The following is a 14,321-nucleotide window of genomic DNA, read 5'->3' on the forward strand; positions in this document are numbered from 1 at the left end:
ACTTTTACTCTTTTCTTTATTGATTATTTCCCAACTAAGTTTTGGACAATTTGATAATCTTCCTGAAAAAACGGCATATTTCAAACCTCCTTCTAGTTGGACAACTCCTTGTTCTTACATGAATTTTATAGATCCCGTTGTAACTATTGATTTTTATCCGCCGGGAAATCCAATGACCTCTGCTTGCGAAGGCTGGTACAAAATAACATACGCATTTAATAAAGCCTATGTCGAGTTTAATAACTGTAATTATATTTCTGGGTCTCCAAATACAAATTATTTATACTATGCTCTGGAAACAGAAACAGACATTTTCTATGATTATTCTGAAGGGCCAATTTCTAATCCGCCCGCTTGTCTCTTAGCTGTAAATGATTCGTCTAAAATAATAGCTGTAGTAAAGATTTTCCCCAATCCGGTTCAGGATTATGTGAACATAGAATCTGAAAAAAACTTCATAGCTTATGAAATCATAGATGGGAGTGGAAAGTCAATTCTTAATAAAGATTTTAAAAGCCCGAAAATTGACATTAGTAATTTGAAGACTGGCGTTTATTTTATCAAATTAAAATCGCTGAGCAACGAAACGAATATTGTGAAATTTATTAAGAAATAAGTTTTCTGTTATTGATTTAAAATCCATATATTTGCGCTTCAAAATTTATTATTAAGACAATACTATGAGTTCAATATTTACGCTGTTTATGATTCTAATTATCATTGCTAGCATTTTATTAGTTATCATTATAATGGCTCAAAATCCAAAAGGTGGAGGTCTTTCTGGAACTTTTGGTGGTGCATCTGCTGCAAACTTTGGAGTACAGAGAACCAACGATTTTATGGAAAAAGCAACTTGGACTTTGGGAACGACTATTGTAGTTTTGATTTTCCTAAGTATCATTCTTACAGGAAAACCATCGCAAGTAGCACCGTCGATTCCTACTCCTGTGAAATCTGAAGCGCCTGTGAAAGCACCAGCAAATAATGCTTCTGCTACTAAGTAATAAAAAAATTATTTATAAATATAAACGCTTCCCAATTGGAAGCGTTTTTTTGTTGATATTGTTTTAGCTTTTCACTAATTTCTCCTCATCAATGCATTTAGAAATCAGTTGATGGAAACAATCTCCCATATCGTCTGAAGCTCTGCAAATAGCATTTTCTAACATATTGCGGACTTGTTTCTCGGTAACGCCAGCTTCTGTCCAGCTCTTGCCTGAAGTGTGGGCATTAAGGATAAAAGGCATTATTCTATCGATTGCACAAGCAAAAATGGCATCTGGTGTTTTCTCTTCTTCGAACTCGATCCAAAGATTATAAAAATCTGATGAAAGAGGCTCATCCAAAATTCCGAATATGTTTTTGGCAGCTATTTTTTCTCTTTCGAATTTTCCTTTCATTCCTTCTTCATCAAAAAGAAAAGTATCTCCTGCATCTATCTCCACCAAGTCGTGAATGGAAAGCATTCTTATCACTCTTAATAGATTAATTTCTGTGTTGTTTTTGGCATAAGGATAAAGAATCTGTGCTAAGACAACTATTTGCCAACTATGCTCTGCTGTATTTTCTCTGCGCGAGTCGTCTGCGTTATAGTTTCTTCGGTTGACATTCTTCAAAGCATCTATGGCTAAGATGAAGTCTATTTCTTTTTGGATTTTCATTGTTCTAATTTATAATTCTGTTCCGGGATTAACTTCGTAGGGTTCTTTTCCTGCTTCAAAGATTCTGGTAAGTTCTGTGCCTTCTACGGTAATTGAATCATTAATCCTTCTAATCCAGTTCCCTTCTCTTAAACCAACAACTTTGATATCATTCTGAGTCAAAAATTCTTTGATTCTGGTTTCTCTGGTTTCTCCGTTATGTTTGATTTCTGGATTTGGATCTAGGTAGTGCGGGTTGATATTGAAAGGAACTAATCCCATACAATCAAAGCTTGGTGGGTAAACGATAGGCATATCGTTGGTAGTTTTCATATTGATTCCTCCAATATTGCTTCCTGCACTGCAACCTAGATATGGTTTACCTGATTCTACATTTTGTTTTAAGAGATTCATAAATCCAGACTCATGCAAAGTCTTTACTAAAAGAAATGTGTTACCTCCGCCGGTGAAAAAAGCTTGTGCGGAATTGATGGCTTCTGTTTTATCTTCGAACTCGTGGAGACTTTTGACTTTAATATTGATTGCTGAGAAAAACTCTTTTGCTTTTGCAGTGTAATCCTCGTGAGAGATGCCTCCAGGTCTTGCGAAAGGGATGAATACTAATTCATCAATTCCATTAAAAAGAACCTGAAGTTCTGATTTAAGATACTCTAAGTATTGTCCGCCGAAGAGTGTAGATGTGGATGCGAGAATGATGTTCATTGGTTGATGGTTGAGGTTGATGGCAAATTTCGGGAAATGTTTTGGAATTTTTATTTTTAAGCTTCAATAATTTTTTTTGCAGTAAGGAGATTTCTATTTGCAGTAGCTAATTTTCTTGTTGCAGTAAGGAAGTTTCTACTTACAGTAACTAACTTTCTTTTTACGGTAAGGAGATTTCTTTTGACAGTAGCTAACTTTCTTTTGACAGTAAGGAGATTTCTCTTGGCAGTAGCGAGTTTTCTCTTGGCAGTAGCTAACTTTCTCTTGACAGTAGCGAGTTTTCTCTTGACGGTCGGTAACTTTCTACTTGTAGTAAATAGGTCTCTATCTTTTGTAAGGATTTAATTTTTTTAAGGACATCGAACATAAAAAAAACCTGCAGATGACCTGCAGGTTCAAATAATTTTTTGATTTGATATGAAGAAAAAAGAAATTTTCTAAATTAGACCGGTACTAGTTACCAGCGTCAGCAGCTGTGAAAGAAGAAACGCCACTCCATCCTTTTGCCCAGTCTGGAAGAGAAGATCCATTACCTGCTCCAGTAGCATTTGCATTAATAGTAACAGCAGCTGTTAAATCTACGCTAGTACCTGCAGTATTTTTCCCTTTGATGTTTGTTCCGATACTTTCGAAACGAACATTTTTCACATAAGAACCAGCTTGGAACCAAGCTAAAGTTCTATCAGTTTCGAAATCGATACCTGTAGAGAAATTAGATAAAACGATGTTATCAAACTTCCCTTGAGATCCTGCTCTGATTTTCATTGCTTGAGATTCCGTTCCTTTTACATTACCTAGGAAAGTAGCATTCTTGATAGTTGGGTTAGAAGCTCCGTTACCAAAAGTAGTGTTAGGGTCTGTATCCTGAGTATCAGCTTCTATACCTCTATTACCTGGTTCTGCAGCGTTAAAATATTCTTTTTTTCTCGCAGCATAGATATAATCTGCTGTACCTTGCCAACCCTCTGTCCAGTCAACAGAATCATCTCCAACTCCTAAAACAAGGATGTGATCTGCATTAACGTTTCCTCCGAAAAATTCTACACCATCATCTGCACCATCAACAACAGAAACATAAGATATTTTTGTTCCGCTACCAACTCCGAAAAGAGAAAGACCGTTGAATTCTTTTGAAGGGTTATATTTGAAACCACTGTTTTTGATAATAACATATTGGATAGAACCAGAGTTATCGTCTTTTGCAGTACCACCGTAAGTCAATTCCCCTAATTCTGAAGTAGAAGTACCAGCAGCACTTCTGTTAGAAGGTGCGTTACCCAATACTACTATCCCACCCCAAGAACCTGGAGAGTTAAGTGCTCCTTCGAATACTACTGGAGCAGAAGCTGTTCCATTGATAAAAATCTTTGCATTTCTATCTACGATAAGGTAATTTGCTCCTTCGTTTGCAACGATTTTTGTTCCAGCAGGGATAATCAATGTTGCTCCACCTTCTACTAAAAGTTTACCTGTTAATTTATAAGTTTTTGTAGCGTCAAGAGTTACTGTATTACCTTTTGCAATAGTTCCTTCGAATTTGTTAGGATCAATAGTTTGCGAAGGAGTTTCTGTTGTATCGTCATCGTTGTTGTCACAAGAAACTACTACCGCTGTAGCTGATGCTAATAATGATAAGCAAAAAGCTGCTCTTAAAAATGTCTTTTTCATTTTTTTTATTTTAATAGATTAATTTTATTTTTTAGAATTTGTAAGAAAGGTTAAGTCCTACCAATCTTCCTTTTGTATAATTTCTGTTAATGTAAGTTCCTGAAGTATTAACTTGATCAATTCTATATTCAGGGTTAAGGATGTTTCTTACAAATACTCCAATGCCTATATTTTTAAGATTAACATTGAGGTTTGTATCAAGCATATTTCTAGAAGCTTCGTAGAAATTACCTGTATTATTGGTTCCAAGAGCAAATAGATTTTTACCAACATATGAGTAAGACACTACGAAATCCAATGAATTGGCATCGTTCCATTTGAAGTTATATCCCAAATTGGCGTTTGCAATAAAATCTGCAACTCCTTGAACATCTTCTTTTGTTTGCCCACTGAACTCAGCACGCTTACCTTCGTTTTCTGCAGCTAACTCATCTGACGATTTGAGTTCTTGTTGAGAATGCATATATGTAGCATTGATGAATGTATATATTTTGGAAGCTTCCCACTCATAGATATCTTTTCTCCACTCTGCTTCTGCTCCTACAATATATCCCCAATTCGCAATATTAAAGTAAGTCATATCACTAGAAGATGCTGTAGAATAAGTTGTTCTAGCAATAGGATTTTTGATATATTTTCCAAATGCAGCAACCGAGATAATCTCACCTGATTTTGGGAAAAACTCCCACTTAAGATCTACGTTATAATTATCTGAAGGATAAAGATTCTCGTTACCATAAACGTTGGTTGTAACGTCATAATACGCAATTGGGATCAACTCTTTTGGTTGAGGAAGCGTATAGGTTTTTGAAAGAGATAATCTTAAATTGGTTCTATCATTCACAGAATATTTTGCATTAAGCGCTGGCAAGAACTTGTTATAACTCTTTTGTTTTTTATCTGTGTTCAAAGGATCATTCCAATCCATATCCCAATTGATATAATCGAATCTACCTCCTAGCTGTACTACTAATTTATCAGAAACATTATAATCTACATTAGCATAGCCTGAATGTAAATGTTGCTTGATATCGTAACCCCAAGGCTTGTACAATTCTGAAGTACCTCTGAAAGTTTGGTAAATAAACTGATACAAAGTACTGTTTGTTGAATTGAAAAAAGCATCATAATTGTTAGGATCGATATTCAAAGACAAACCATATGGGTTGGCGTAACGAATCCCGATAGTTGTGAAATCAAATGTTCTGTTTTTGTAAGATCCATCATATCCAAAACTAAATTTGAAATCATTCAGTTTTTTTGTCAAATGTAAATAACCTAAGAATGTATCATCTTTTAATTCATCAAAATAACGATGGTTATCTACAATACTTCCAGCAATCAGGATGTTGTCTGTAGCGGACATTGTGTTTTGTAACCTATCTGGTCTTTTGCTATTAAGCTTGTTATATCCTAAAGCCCAATCTGCTTCCCAACTTTTCCCAAGCTTATGATTACCTACCAATTGATTAATCCACGTATCTGTAATCTTATTATCTCCACGATTAACTACCACATCTGTTCCGATATCGAATGTATAACCCTCGAAGAATCTAGCAGTTTGAGAAGATGAATGAATATAATTTGAGGTAAACGTCAGTTTATTATTACTATTAATTTTGTAAGCAAGATTAACTAATGCAGTGGTATTGGTCTCATACTCGTAACGCTCCACATTGTAATCTTTGTCAGGTCTTCCGTCAGCAAAAAAGAAACTTTCTTTACCCGAACTATACTCATAACTGTTGTCAAAACCAGCATAAGCAAATATTGAAAACTTGCCAAAACGAGCACCTGTTTCAAAATCTAAATTAGAATTGAAAGGGTTTTGTGCATTTTTAAAATTCCATTTTGTAGTGAAAGGATATGCAACACCTGGATTTGACTTGTTAAAAGTAGATGTTTTGTATCCAAAGAAACCAGGACCACCATCTTGAAGTTTGAAATTACCTTTATCAAAAGTCTGCATATTAATCGCACTTCCTAGTCCTACTTTGAAATAAGGTTTACCTGTATGTTCTTTTGAAACAATGTTGATATTAGCACCACCAAAGTCACCATATAATTTTGGATTATAAACTTTGTCTAATGAGATATACTCGATCATAGAAGTTTTGAAGATCTCAAGATCAATATTCTTGAATTCTGGATCATCTGACGGAATTGGCAATCCGTTAAGTGTAGTTGTATTGTACCTATCTCCTAGTCCTCTTACGAAGATTTGTCCACTACCTTCTTGTTTAAGAGTTCCAGTAGCTTTTGTAACTGCGGCTGCAACATCTCCAATACCTTGTTTGGATAACTGAGCGGAGCCAACACGTTCAATAACTTCTACTGATTTTTTCTGGGTAGTGATGATATTATTTTCTGTACCCTTTTTAGAAGTTCCGATGATTTTTACCTCATCAATTTTCTTTTCACCCTTTATAGTATCAGGGGTAGATTGTGCCAACAATGCTGTAGTTGACATACAAAGAAACAAAGCACTGATGCTGATTGTTTTTGCTTTCATTTTTACATTTTTCTTTTTTCTTCGTTGCCAAAGAAATCATTTCGAAAGCGTTCGGATTGTATAATAAATTTTAAATAATCTTTAATTAAGCATTACGAAAATCTAGATTATATTAAATGAAGTTTAACAGGTTAATACTTTTTAAAAATATGTTCATTATTTGTTAAATTTGCAATAGATAATTTTATCTGTAACAATCACCAAAAACAAATAAACAATTGAAAATCAATAAATTAAAAATCTTAACAGTCATTAATATTTGATTTTCCCCAAAATTTGCACTGAAATGGACTTTACAAAAGCCTTAGAAATATTACAATCCGGCGGAACCATACTTTATCCAACAGATACTATCTGGGGAATCGGGTGTGACGCAACCAATCCGGACGCCATCAAAAAGATATTTGACATCAAAAAAAGAGAACAAAACAAATCTCTTATTATATTAGTAGAGTCCGAAAAAAGACTGCAGGATTTGGTAGATGTACCGGAAATGGCTTGGCAAATCATCGACCTAAGCGAGAAACCCGTAACAATAGTTTATGAAAATCCGAAGAATCTCCCCAAAGAATTATTGGCAGAAGATGGAAGCGTCGGAATCCGAATTGTGAAAAATGATTACTGCAAAAAACTGATTTCAAAACTCAACAAACCTTTGGTTTCAACTTCTGCTAATTTGAGTGGACAAAAGTCACCTATGAAATTTAATGATATCTCTGAGGATATAAAAAATTCTGTTGACTATATAGTAGAAGACAATCACGACAAGGTTTCGGAATTTTCCGGTTCATCTGTTATCAAAGTCTGGAATAATAATCAGATTAAAATCCTTCGCGAATAAATAAACCAGCGGATGACCTTTTGCAAGACCATCCGCCGGAAAATAAACTATGAAAAAAAAACTACTTTTTGTATTTACCTTAATCTCAAAAAGAATACCGCTCCCATTTTCATAGCAGAATGTCTGATTTCCAGTATTTAAACCAAGCACAAAAGACAAAAAGTCTTGATTTTCAGAAAACAAGATAAAACCTCAAAAACAATTATCTTTGTAACCTATAAAAGAGTCATTATATATAATGACTTTATTTTTAAATTTAGTAATGTTCATAAACCTCAACCAAAATAAAAACCTCAAACTTTTCAAAATCATTTCTGAAGTTGCTGACAGAAACGGACAATCCGTTTACGCTGTTGGTGGATTCGTAAGAGATTTACTGATGCAAAGAAAAGCCCCAACCGATATTGATTTCGTCACAGAATCCAGCGGAATAGAATTGGCAGAAAGCATCGCCAAAGAAATCGACCCAAAAACAAAAGTGGCAGTTTTCAAAACTTATGGAACTGCGATGTTTCGTTACAAAGATTTGGAACTGGAATTTGTTGGCGCCAGAAAAGAAAGCTACAGCGAGGATTCCAGAAAGCCATCTGTAGAAATCGGAACGATTGAAGATGACCAAAAACGAAGAGATTTTACCATCAATGCAATGGCAATTTCTCTTAACAAAGATAATTTCGGAGAATTAATTGATCCATTTGGCGGAATGCAGGATTTGTCTGATAAAATTCTGAGAACACCTTTGGAACCTCATCAGACTTATTCCGACGATCCATTGAGAATGATGAGAGCAATCAGATTTGCAACAACTTTGGATTTCGAAATCGAAGAAAACTCTTTGAAAGCAATTAAAGAAGAAGCTGAACGTATAAAAATCGTTTCAATGGAACGTATTATGGTGGAGTTCAACAAAATAATGCTTTCTGACAGACCTTCAAAAGGTTTGAAATTATTAGAAGAAACTTCTCTACTCGATTATATTCTTCCAGAACTAACTGCCTTGAAAGGCATTGAAGATATTGACGGACAAACCCATAAAGACAATTTTTATCACACTTTACAAGTGGTTGATAATATTTGTGAAAGTACAGATAAACTTTGGTTGCGTTGGTCGGCTTTGCTTCACGATATTGGAAAAGCACCAACCAAAAAATATGTCGAAGGAATCGGCTGGACTTTTCACGGTCACGAATTTATAGGTTCTAAACAAATTAAAAATATTTTCAAACGTTTGAAACTTCCACTTGGACAAGAACAGAAATACGTCGAAAAGCTGGTAAGAATGCACGCCAGACCAATTGCATTGATTACCGATGATGCTTCTGATTCTGCATTGAGACGATTACTTTTTGATTCCGGAGAAGATATGGAAGACCTTTTCACACTTTGCAAATCGGATATCACGACAAAAAATTATTCTAAACAAGCCAAATTCAAAAAGAACTTTGAATATGTGGCGAAGAAAATAAAAGAAGTTGAGGAAAAAGACCAAGTGAGAAATTTCCAACCGCCAATTTCCGGAGAAGAGATTATGGAAATGTTCAACCTGAAACCCGGAAGAGAAATCGGAATCCTTAAAGAAAAAGTGAAGGAAGCTATTCTGGAAGGCGAAATCAAAAATGATAAAACGGAAGCCAGAGATTTTGTAATTGCTGAAGCTTCTAAAATTGGACTTAATTTGACAAATTAATTTATGAAGAAAATAATACTAACTGTTCTGTTTTTTGTAGTACAATTAATAAATGCTCAAAATTTTGATTTAAAAGTCAATATTAGCTATAATCACAAAGTCAAAAATTACGAAATCGTAAAAGATGATTTTCATTTTATTATCAATGACAACGGTGTTTTGGAACACTTTTATTCTTCTAAAACAGACAATACTTTTGAATATTACGACAACAATATTCTGGACAATTCCGATTTTGGAAAATTAAAAAAAATAGGCAATTCTAAAGTGGACTATTGGAATGATCAATTTGCGAATCAGAGCAAGTTTGGAAAACTCAAAAGCATCGGAAATATTAGAATTGATTATTGGGATAGCAACATTCTTGATCTGGAAAAATATCAAAAAATTAAAACAATTGGAGATGTAACTATTGATTACTATGACAATAAAGTTCTGGACAGTTCTGATTTTAGAAAAATTAAGAAAATAGGAAATTTCAAAATGGAATATTATAACAACGCTACTTTTGACCAGTCAAAATTTGGGAAAATAAAATCCATTGGCAATACCTCTTTTGATTATTATGAAAACACTTTCAATAATGTATTAGACGGAAAACTTAAATCTACAAAAGGACAAACCTCTCATTTATCATTGATTTTTGAATAATGGACAAAACCAAATTAATTAAATCCATCCAAGAAAAACTCTCCGGAAAAATCCAGAATTTCGAAAAGCTGATTGCGGAAACTCGTGCTTCCAACAACGACACCAAAAGCTCGATGGGCGATAAGTACGAAACAGGAAGAGAAATGCTTCAGCAAGAAATTAATAATCTTCAAGTTCAATTGAATGAAGTTTTGAAACAACAGGATTTTCTGAAAACAATTCTCATAAAACCTTGTGAAAAAGTAGAAAAAGGAGCGATTGTAAAAACTGAAAAAGGTTTGTTTTTTATCTCAGTTTCTTTAGGCGAAATCATTTTTGAAAATCAAAAAATCATTTGCATTTCTCCAGAATCTCCTTTAGCAAAAGCAATGAATGGAAAACAAAAAGGTGATGTTTTTTCTCTGAATAATATGAATCAAAAAATTGTAGATATTCAGTAATTATAAACTTTTCCCACCAATATATTCCATTAGTGAATCTTTATAATTCGGAGCAATGGCGATTTGTTCTTTTCCGATGACGATGTGATTTCTTTCAATCGCTTCAATTTTGTCGAGTCCAATAATAAAAGAACGATGAATTCTCATAAAATTTTCAGAAGGTAATTCTTCTTCTAGCTTTTTCAGACTCATTAGAGTTAGAATTGGTTTCGGATTGTCTTTCAAATAGATTTTCACATAATCTTTCAAACCTTCGATATAAAGGATTTCAGAAAAGTTGATTTTGATTTGTTTGTATTCCGATTTTATGAAGAAAAACTCCTGCTTTTTTTCTGGTTTTGAAACGGAAACTGTCTGCTGAGATTCAAAATAATTTCTGGCTTTTGTACAAGCATTCAGGAATTCGTTATAATCAAAAGGTTTCAACAGATAATCCAAAGCGTTCACTTTGTAACCGTCAATTGCATATTGGTCAAAAGCAGTTGTGAAAATCACTCGGCTGTTTTGTGGAAGTAATTTTGAAAACTCCAAACCTGTCAAATCAGGCATTTGTATATCCAAAAAAAACAAATCGATGTCTTTTTGTTCCTCCAAAACCTGCATTGCTTCTATTGCGCTGTTGCATTTGGCTTTCAGTTCCAGAAAAGGTGTTTTCAGAACGTAACTTTCGATTAAGTTCAAAGCCATTGGCTCGTCGTCGGCAATTAGGCAGGTTATTTTTTTCATTACTTATTTGTGATTTTTTTTATGAGATTTTCAAAATCAGATTTTATTACTTCCCAGTGTTTTCCTTTCAGACATAAAACTTCAAAATCTTCATCAGCTATTTGAAAATTGGTAAAATTTTTAATAATCAAATCCGAATCGTGACTAAATGGATAACGAATCTTGTGAAAAGCCAACATTTCTTCTAAGGAAAAATAGTTTAAAAGCTCGTGCAAATCCCAAAAATCTTTTTTCCGACCTCCATTTTGTATAACTTCTATTTTCATTGCTGTTATATCTTTCAAACTTGCCAAACGAATATTATCAATCAATAATTCATCATCAATAAAAGGGTCTGAGTAGAAAACATCAAGCTTTACTGCATTATTTTCACTAGTTCCTATAAAATAAGATTTACCAAAAGAAGTAAGTTCCGAAGAAAATACGATGAAAGAAAATTTAGATTTAAGAAACGTTTCTATGTCTTCAAAATTAAGACTTCCATAATCTGAATCCGTAAAAAGGTCTATATCAATGGAAATGCGATGACCGAGTTGCAACGAAAGAGAAGTTCCACCAACCAAACGAAACGGTTTCAGAATATCAGAATCCATTACAATTTTGAGGAAAGATTTTAAATTGGGCGATACAGTAGAATAATACAACATTATTTATTGATATGAAGATGCATTGGTTTGGTTGATTTGGAATTCAAAACATTTTTAATCAACTCTTTACCGTAGAATTTTTCAATCTCAATCTTCGCTTCTTCGTCGCCACGTTCAAAAACCCGTTTGATGACAGCTACATATTTGTTCTTCCAATCAATTTCATCAAAATTTGTGTCCCAAAAAAGAAACTTTGGGATTTTAGAAAAATCTGGATGAAGTTTAGATGATTGTAGCATTATTTATAACTTACTCAAAGATAGTGATTTTTAAAATTAAAATTTTATTTCGTTTTCAATTTCACTTCTGCAATGTACATTCCGTCGTTTAAACAAGAATGAAACTCGTGTTTTTTGGGATAAAGCAAGTTAAGTCTTTTTTTCAGATTTTCTACGCCAATTCCCGAACCGCTTTTGTCCGTATCCGTTTTCGGGAAATTCGAATTAGAAGCGGTGAACTGAATTTCGTCTTCAATAACTTCCATTTTAAAACTAATATCCGAATGTTGCGTTGCCGAAACACCGTGTTTAAAAGCATTTTCCACAATCGAAATAAACAACAACGGCGCCACTTCAAGATTCGGAATCTTTGTTGGAAAATTGGTGTAAACTTTCGTTTTGTCATTCAATCTCAATGACATCAAGTCGATATATTTATTCAGAAAATCGATTTCTTCCGAAAGACTGATTTTATCTACATCGGTTTTGTATAAAAGATGTCGCATCAGTTTGCTTAAACTGTGAACACTTTGTTTCGCTTTCTCCGAATCAAAATCAATCAAGGAATAAATATTATTAAGTGCATTAAAGAAAAAGTGCGGCTGCAACTGATATTTCAAATGTTTAAGTTCAGACTGCAGTTTGATATTATCTGCCTCAATTTTCATTTCTTCCGCTTTCTGCATTTTTTTACTGGCATTAATGGCAATCGAAAACGCAACAGGAATCAGATAAATCAAGAAATCAAAAAAGTAGCGCATTCCGTCTGGTGGACGTTTTCCCAGCATTTTTGGTCGGTCTGGTTCGAGTAATTCGAAAATCTGACTTTTGACAAAAATTAGCAAAATCAATAATAAAAAATTGGATGCAAAAAACCAGAATTTTTCATCCTTAAAAAGCCATTTGACAATGATAAAATAATTGAGATAAAATATAATCGCAAGGAAAAATAACTGCAACCAAAAGTGTCTGAAAATCGCACTCCAATCCGTCTCCGAACCAATGGTGAACGCCGCTGGAAGAAAGAACAAAACCAGCCAAATCAAAAGATGAAGGCTGATTTCGAGATTTTTATTTTTTAGGTTTATCATTATTTTTTCAAAGTTAATAATTGTTTCCTCTTCATTTTTAAAATTTAAATTTATTCAATCCTTGGAACATTCTGGATTTGTGAAAATTTCGAAGAAGTGAATTTAAAAATTTTTCTACCATTACTCCTAAATTTTGTTTGATTAAACTTCAATCTTACTCATATCTCAACGCATCAATTGGATCACTTTGCGCCGCTTTTCTCGCAGGATACCAACCGAAGAAAACGCCTGTAATGGTACAAACCACAAAGGAAATTACAATCGAACTTGCTGTAACACTTACCGGCCAGCCTGCAAATTGTTGGATGCAAAATGTTGTAATCAAGCCAATCAAAACACCGAGCACTCCGCCTGTAATTGAAATCAAAACCGATTCTATCAAAAACTGCATCAGGATGTCATTTCCTTTGGCTCCAATCGCCATTCTCAGACCGATTTCTTTGGTTCTTTCTTTTACGGAAACGTACATAATATTCATAATTCCGATTCCGCCGACCAATAAGGAGATGCTTGCAATTGCAACGAGAAGAATCGTCAACATTTCGCTGGTTGAACTGAACATCGAGATAATTTCCTGCTGAGAAGAAACGTTGAAATCGTTGTCTTCATCAGGCTTTATCTTGTGCTGATTTTCCATTATGGATTTGATTTCATTCACTGCATTTTCAGAATCTTCCTCACTTTGAGAAGAAGCCACAATCGACTGAAGGTAAGTCTGCGCCAAAACTCTTTTCTGAACCGCAGTGTAAGGTGAAATAATAATGTCATCTTGGTCTTGCCCGAATGTATTTTCACCCTTTTCTTTCAAAACGCCAATCACTTTGAACGGAATATTTTTGAAACGAATCATTTTTCCAATCGGATTTTCATTTGGGAAGAGATTTTCCTGAACGGTTTTCCCGATAACGGCAACTTTTGCATAAGATTCGATATCGTCTTCTGTGAACATAGAACCTTCGTCAACGCCCCAATCACGGATTTTCAAATATTCTGGAGATGCACCGTAAATCGAAGTCGGCCAGTTGTTGGAACCTGCGATACTTTGTCCGCTTCCGTTAACCAAAGGCGAAATATCTTTAATCAATTTTGCCTGAGCCTTCAAAGCTTCATAATCTGCCAAAGTCAAAGTCTGCATCGCAGAAGGGTCGGAACGAACGCCGCCCATCATTCCTGCTCCTGGACGAATCGTGATAAGATTCGCGCCCATACTGGAAATATTTTTCTTGATGCTTTCTTTGGAACCTTCTCCAATCGCCAACATTGCAATCACTGAAGCCACACCAATGATGATTCCGAGCATTGTCAACATTGCTCTGGTTTTGTTGAGGAGAATGGCTTTCCAGGCTATTTTTAATAAATTGGTGAAATTCATTTTCTTGATTTTTGTTTTAATAAAACTTTTTGCAAACCTGACATCTTCATTATCTTTTCATTGTCTGGTTCATTTTTTCTGCTTCATTACATCTACATTTTCGTC

Annotated in this window: 15 protein-coding genes; 6 read left to right on the forward strand and 9 right to left on the reverse strand. The window is 34.3% G+C overall.

Annotated features, from left to right (window positions below):
* Positions 1-118 precede the first annotated feature (118 nt).
* Positions 119-616: a T9SS type A sorting domain-containing protein gene (locus RTY06_RS09585; RefSeq protein WP_312824511.1), complete on the forward strand. Its 498-nt coding sequence runs from the start codon at positions 119-121 to the stop codon at positions 614-616.
* 64 nt (positions 617-680) lie between these two features.
* Positions 681-1,004 (forward strand): preprotein translocase subunit SecG, encoded by a 324-nt coding sequence (gene secG, locus RTY06_RS09590; protein ID WP_312824512.1) that lies wholly within the window; start codon positions 681-683, stop codon positions 1,002-1,004.
* A gap of 63 nt (positions 1,005-1,067) precedes the next feature.
* Here secG and RTY06_RS09595 read toward each other — a convergent pair whose 3' ends face one another.
* From RTY06_RS09595 to RTY06_RS09610, 4 genes are all read right to left on the reverse strand, one after another.
* Positions 1,068-1,661 carry an HD family hydrolase gene (locus RTY06_RS09595; protein WP_116034451.1) on the reverse strand — a complete coding sequence of 198 codons (594 nt, stop codon included), beginning with the start codon at positions 1,659-1,661 and terminating at the stop codon, positions 1,068-1,070.
* A 9-nt stretch (positions 1,662-1,670) separates the two neighbouring features.
* Entirely contained in the window at positions 1,671-2,363 is a 693-nt protein-coding gene (pepE, locus tag RTY06_RS09600; protein ID WP_312824516.1) for a dipeptidase PepE, read from the reverse strand.
* Positions 2,364-2,816: 453 nt separating this feature from the next.
* Complete coding sequence (locus RTY06_RS09605) at positions 2,817-4,031, reverse strand: hypothetical protein (protein ID WP_312824517.1); 1,215 nt, start codon at positions 4,029-4,031, stop codon at positions 2,817-2,819.
* Positions 4,032-4,062: 31 nt separating this feature from the next.
* On the reverse strand, positions 4,063-6,543 hold the full coding sequence (locus tag RTY06_RS09610) for a TonB-dependent receptor domain-containing protein (RefSeq protein WP_312824518.1): 2,481 nt from the start codon (positions 6,541-6,543) through the stop codon (positions 4,063-4,065).
* A 286-nt stretch (positions 6,544-6,829) separates the two neighbouring features.
* Between RTY06_RS09610 and RTY06_RS09615 the strand changes: the two genes are divergently transcribed.
* The 4 genes from RTY06_RS09615 to RTY06_RS09630 all read left to right on the forward strand — a co-directional run bounded on the left by RTY06_RS09615 (position 6,830) and on the right by RTY06_RS09630 (position 10,162).
* Entirely contained in the window at positions 6,830-7,384 is a 555-nt protein-coding gene (locus RTY06_RS09615) for an L-threonylcarbamoyladenylate synthase (protein ID WP_312824519.1), read from the forward strand.
* Between the two features lie 262 nt (positions 7,385-7,646).
* Positions 7,647-9,071, forward strand: a complete 1,425-nt coding sequence (locus RTY06_RS09620; protein ID WP_312824520.1) for an HD domain-containing protein — start codon at positions 7,647-7,649, stop codon at positions 9,069-9,071.
* A gap of 3 nt (positions 9,072-9,074) precedes the next feature.
* Complete coding sequence (locus RTY06_RS09625) at positions 9,075-9,722, forward strand: hypothetical protein (RefSeq protein WP_312824521.1); 648 nt, start codon at positions 9,075-9,077, stop codon at positions 9,720-9,722.
* A complete protein-coding gene (locus tag RTY06_RS09630; protein WP_312824523.1) occupies positions 9,722-10,162 on the forward strand; it encodes a hypothetical protein in 441 nt (146 codons plus the stop codon). Before RTY06_RS09625 ends, RTY06_RS09630 begins: the two co-directional genes overlap by 1 nt.
* On the opposite strand, the gene RTY06_RS09635 is transcribed toward RTY06_RS09630, so the two are convergent.
* The 5 genes from RTY06_RS09635 to RTY06_RS09655 form a co-directional block, all read right to left on the reverse strand.
* Entirely contained in the window at positions 10,163-10,888 is a 726-nt protein-coding gene (locus RTY06_RS09635; protein ID WP_312824525.1) for a LytTR family DNA-binding domain-containing protein, read from the reverse strand.
* On the reverse strand, positions 10,888-11,481 hold the full coding sequence (locus RTY06_RS09640) for a nucleotidyl transferase AbiEii/AbiGii toxin family protein (protein ID WP_312824527.1): 594 nt from the start codon (positions 11,479-11,481) through the stop codon (positions 10,888-10,890). The genes RTY06_RS09635 and RTY06_RS09640 overlap by 1 nt, the downstream gene beginning before the upstream one ends.
* 53 nt (positions 11,482-11,534) lie before the next feature.
* Positions 11,535-11,774 (reverse strand): DUF6922 domain-containing protein, encoded by a 240-nt coding sequence (locus RTY06_RS09645; protein WP_312824528.1) that lies wholly within the window; start codon positions 11,772-11,774, stop codon positions 11,535-11,537.
* A gap of 44 nt (positions 11,775-11,818) precedes the next feature.
* Positions 11,819-12,844 carry a sensor histidine kinase gene (locus RTY06_RS09650; protein WP_312824529.1) on the reverse strand — a complete coding sequence of 342 codons (1,026 nt, stop codon included), beginning with the start codon at positions 12,842-12,844 and terminating at the stop codon, positions 11,819-11,821.
* A 154-nt stretch (positions 12,845-12,998) separates the two neighbouring features.
* Complete coding sequence (locus RTY06_RS09655; protein ID WP_312824530.1) at positions 12,999-14,216, reverse strand: ABC transporter permease; 1,218 nt, start codon at positions 14,214-14,216, stop codon at positions 12,999-13,001.
* Positions 14,217-14,321: the final 105 nt, after the last annotated feature.

The sequence above is a fragment of the Epilithonimonas sp. genome (assembly GCF_032055105.1).
Classification (GTDB): Bacteria; Bacteroidota; Bacteroidia; order Flavobacteriales; family Weeksellaceae; genus Epilithonimonas.

Coding starts and splice junctions, on each gene's coding strand:
- RTY06_RS09585 (WP_312824511.1), top strand. CDS start 119: ATGAATTTTATAGATCCCGTTGTAACTATTGATTTTTATCCGCCGGGA.
- secG (WP_312824512.1), top strand. CDS start 681: ATGAGTTCAATATTTACGCTGTTTATGATTCTAATTATCATTGCTAGC.
- RTY06_RS09595 (WP_116034451.1), bottom strand. CDS start 1,661: ATGAAAATCCAAAAAGAAATAGACTTCATCTTAGCCATAGATGCTTTG.
- pepE (WP_312824516.1), bottom strand. CDS start 2,363: ATGAACATCATTCTCGCATCCACATCTACACTCTTCGGCGGACAATAC.
- RTY06_RS09605 (WP_312824517.1), bottom strand. CDS start 4,031: ATGAAAAAGACATTTTTAAGAGCAGCTTTTTGCTTATCATTATTAGCA.
- RTY06_RS09610 (WP_312824518.1), bottom strand. CDS start 6,543: ATGAAAGCAAAAACAATCAGCATCAGTGCTTTGTTTCTTTGTATGTCA.
- RTY06_RS09615 (WP_312824519.1), top strand. CDS start 6,830: ATGGACTTTACAAAAGCCTTAGAAATATTACAATCCGGCGGAACCATA.
- RTY06_RS09620 (WP_312824520.1), top strand. CDS start 7,647: ATGTTCATAAACCTCAACCAAAATAAAAACCTCAAACTTTTCAAAATC.
- RTY06_RS09625 (WP_312824521.1), top strand. CDS start 9,075: ATGAAGAAAATAATACTAACTGTTCTGTTTTTTGTAGTACAATTAATA.
- RTY06_RS09630 (WP_312824523.1), top strand. CDS start 9,722: ATGGACAAAACCAAATTAATTAAATCCATCCAAGAAAAACTCTCCGGA.
- RTY06_RS09635 (WP_312824525.1), bottom strand. CDS start 10,888: ATGAAAAAAATAACCTGCCTAATTGCCGACGACGAGCCAATGGCTTTG.
- RTY06_RS09640 (WP_312824527.1), bottom strand. CDS start 11,481: ATGGATTCTGATATTCTGAAACCGTTTCGTTTGGTTGGTGGAACTTCT.
- RTY06_RS09645 (WP_312824528.1), bottom strand. CDS start 11,774: ATGCTACAATCATCTAAACTTCATCCAGATTTTTCTAAAATCCCAAAG.
- RTY06_RS09650 (WP_312824529.1), bottom strand. CDS start 12,844: ATGATAAACCTAAAAAATAAAAATCTCGAAATCAGCCTTCATCTTTTG.
- RTY06_RS09655 (WP_312824530.1), bottom strand. CDS start 14,216: ATGAATTTCACCAATTTATTAAAAATAGCCTGGAAAGCCATTCTCCTC.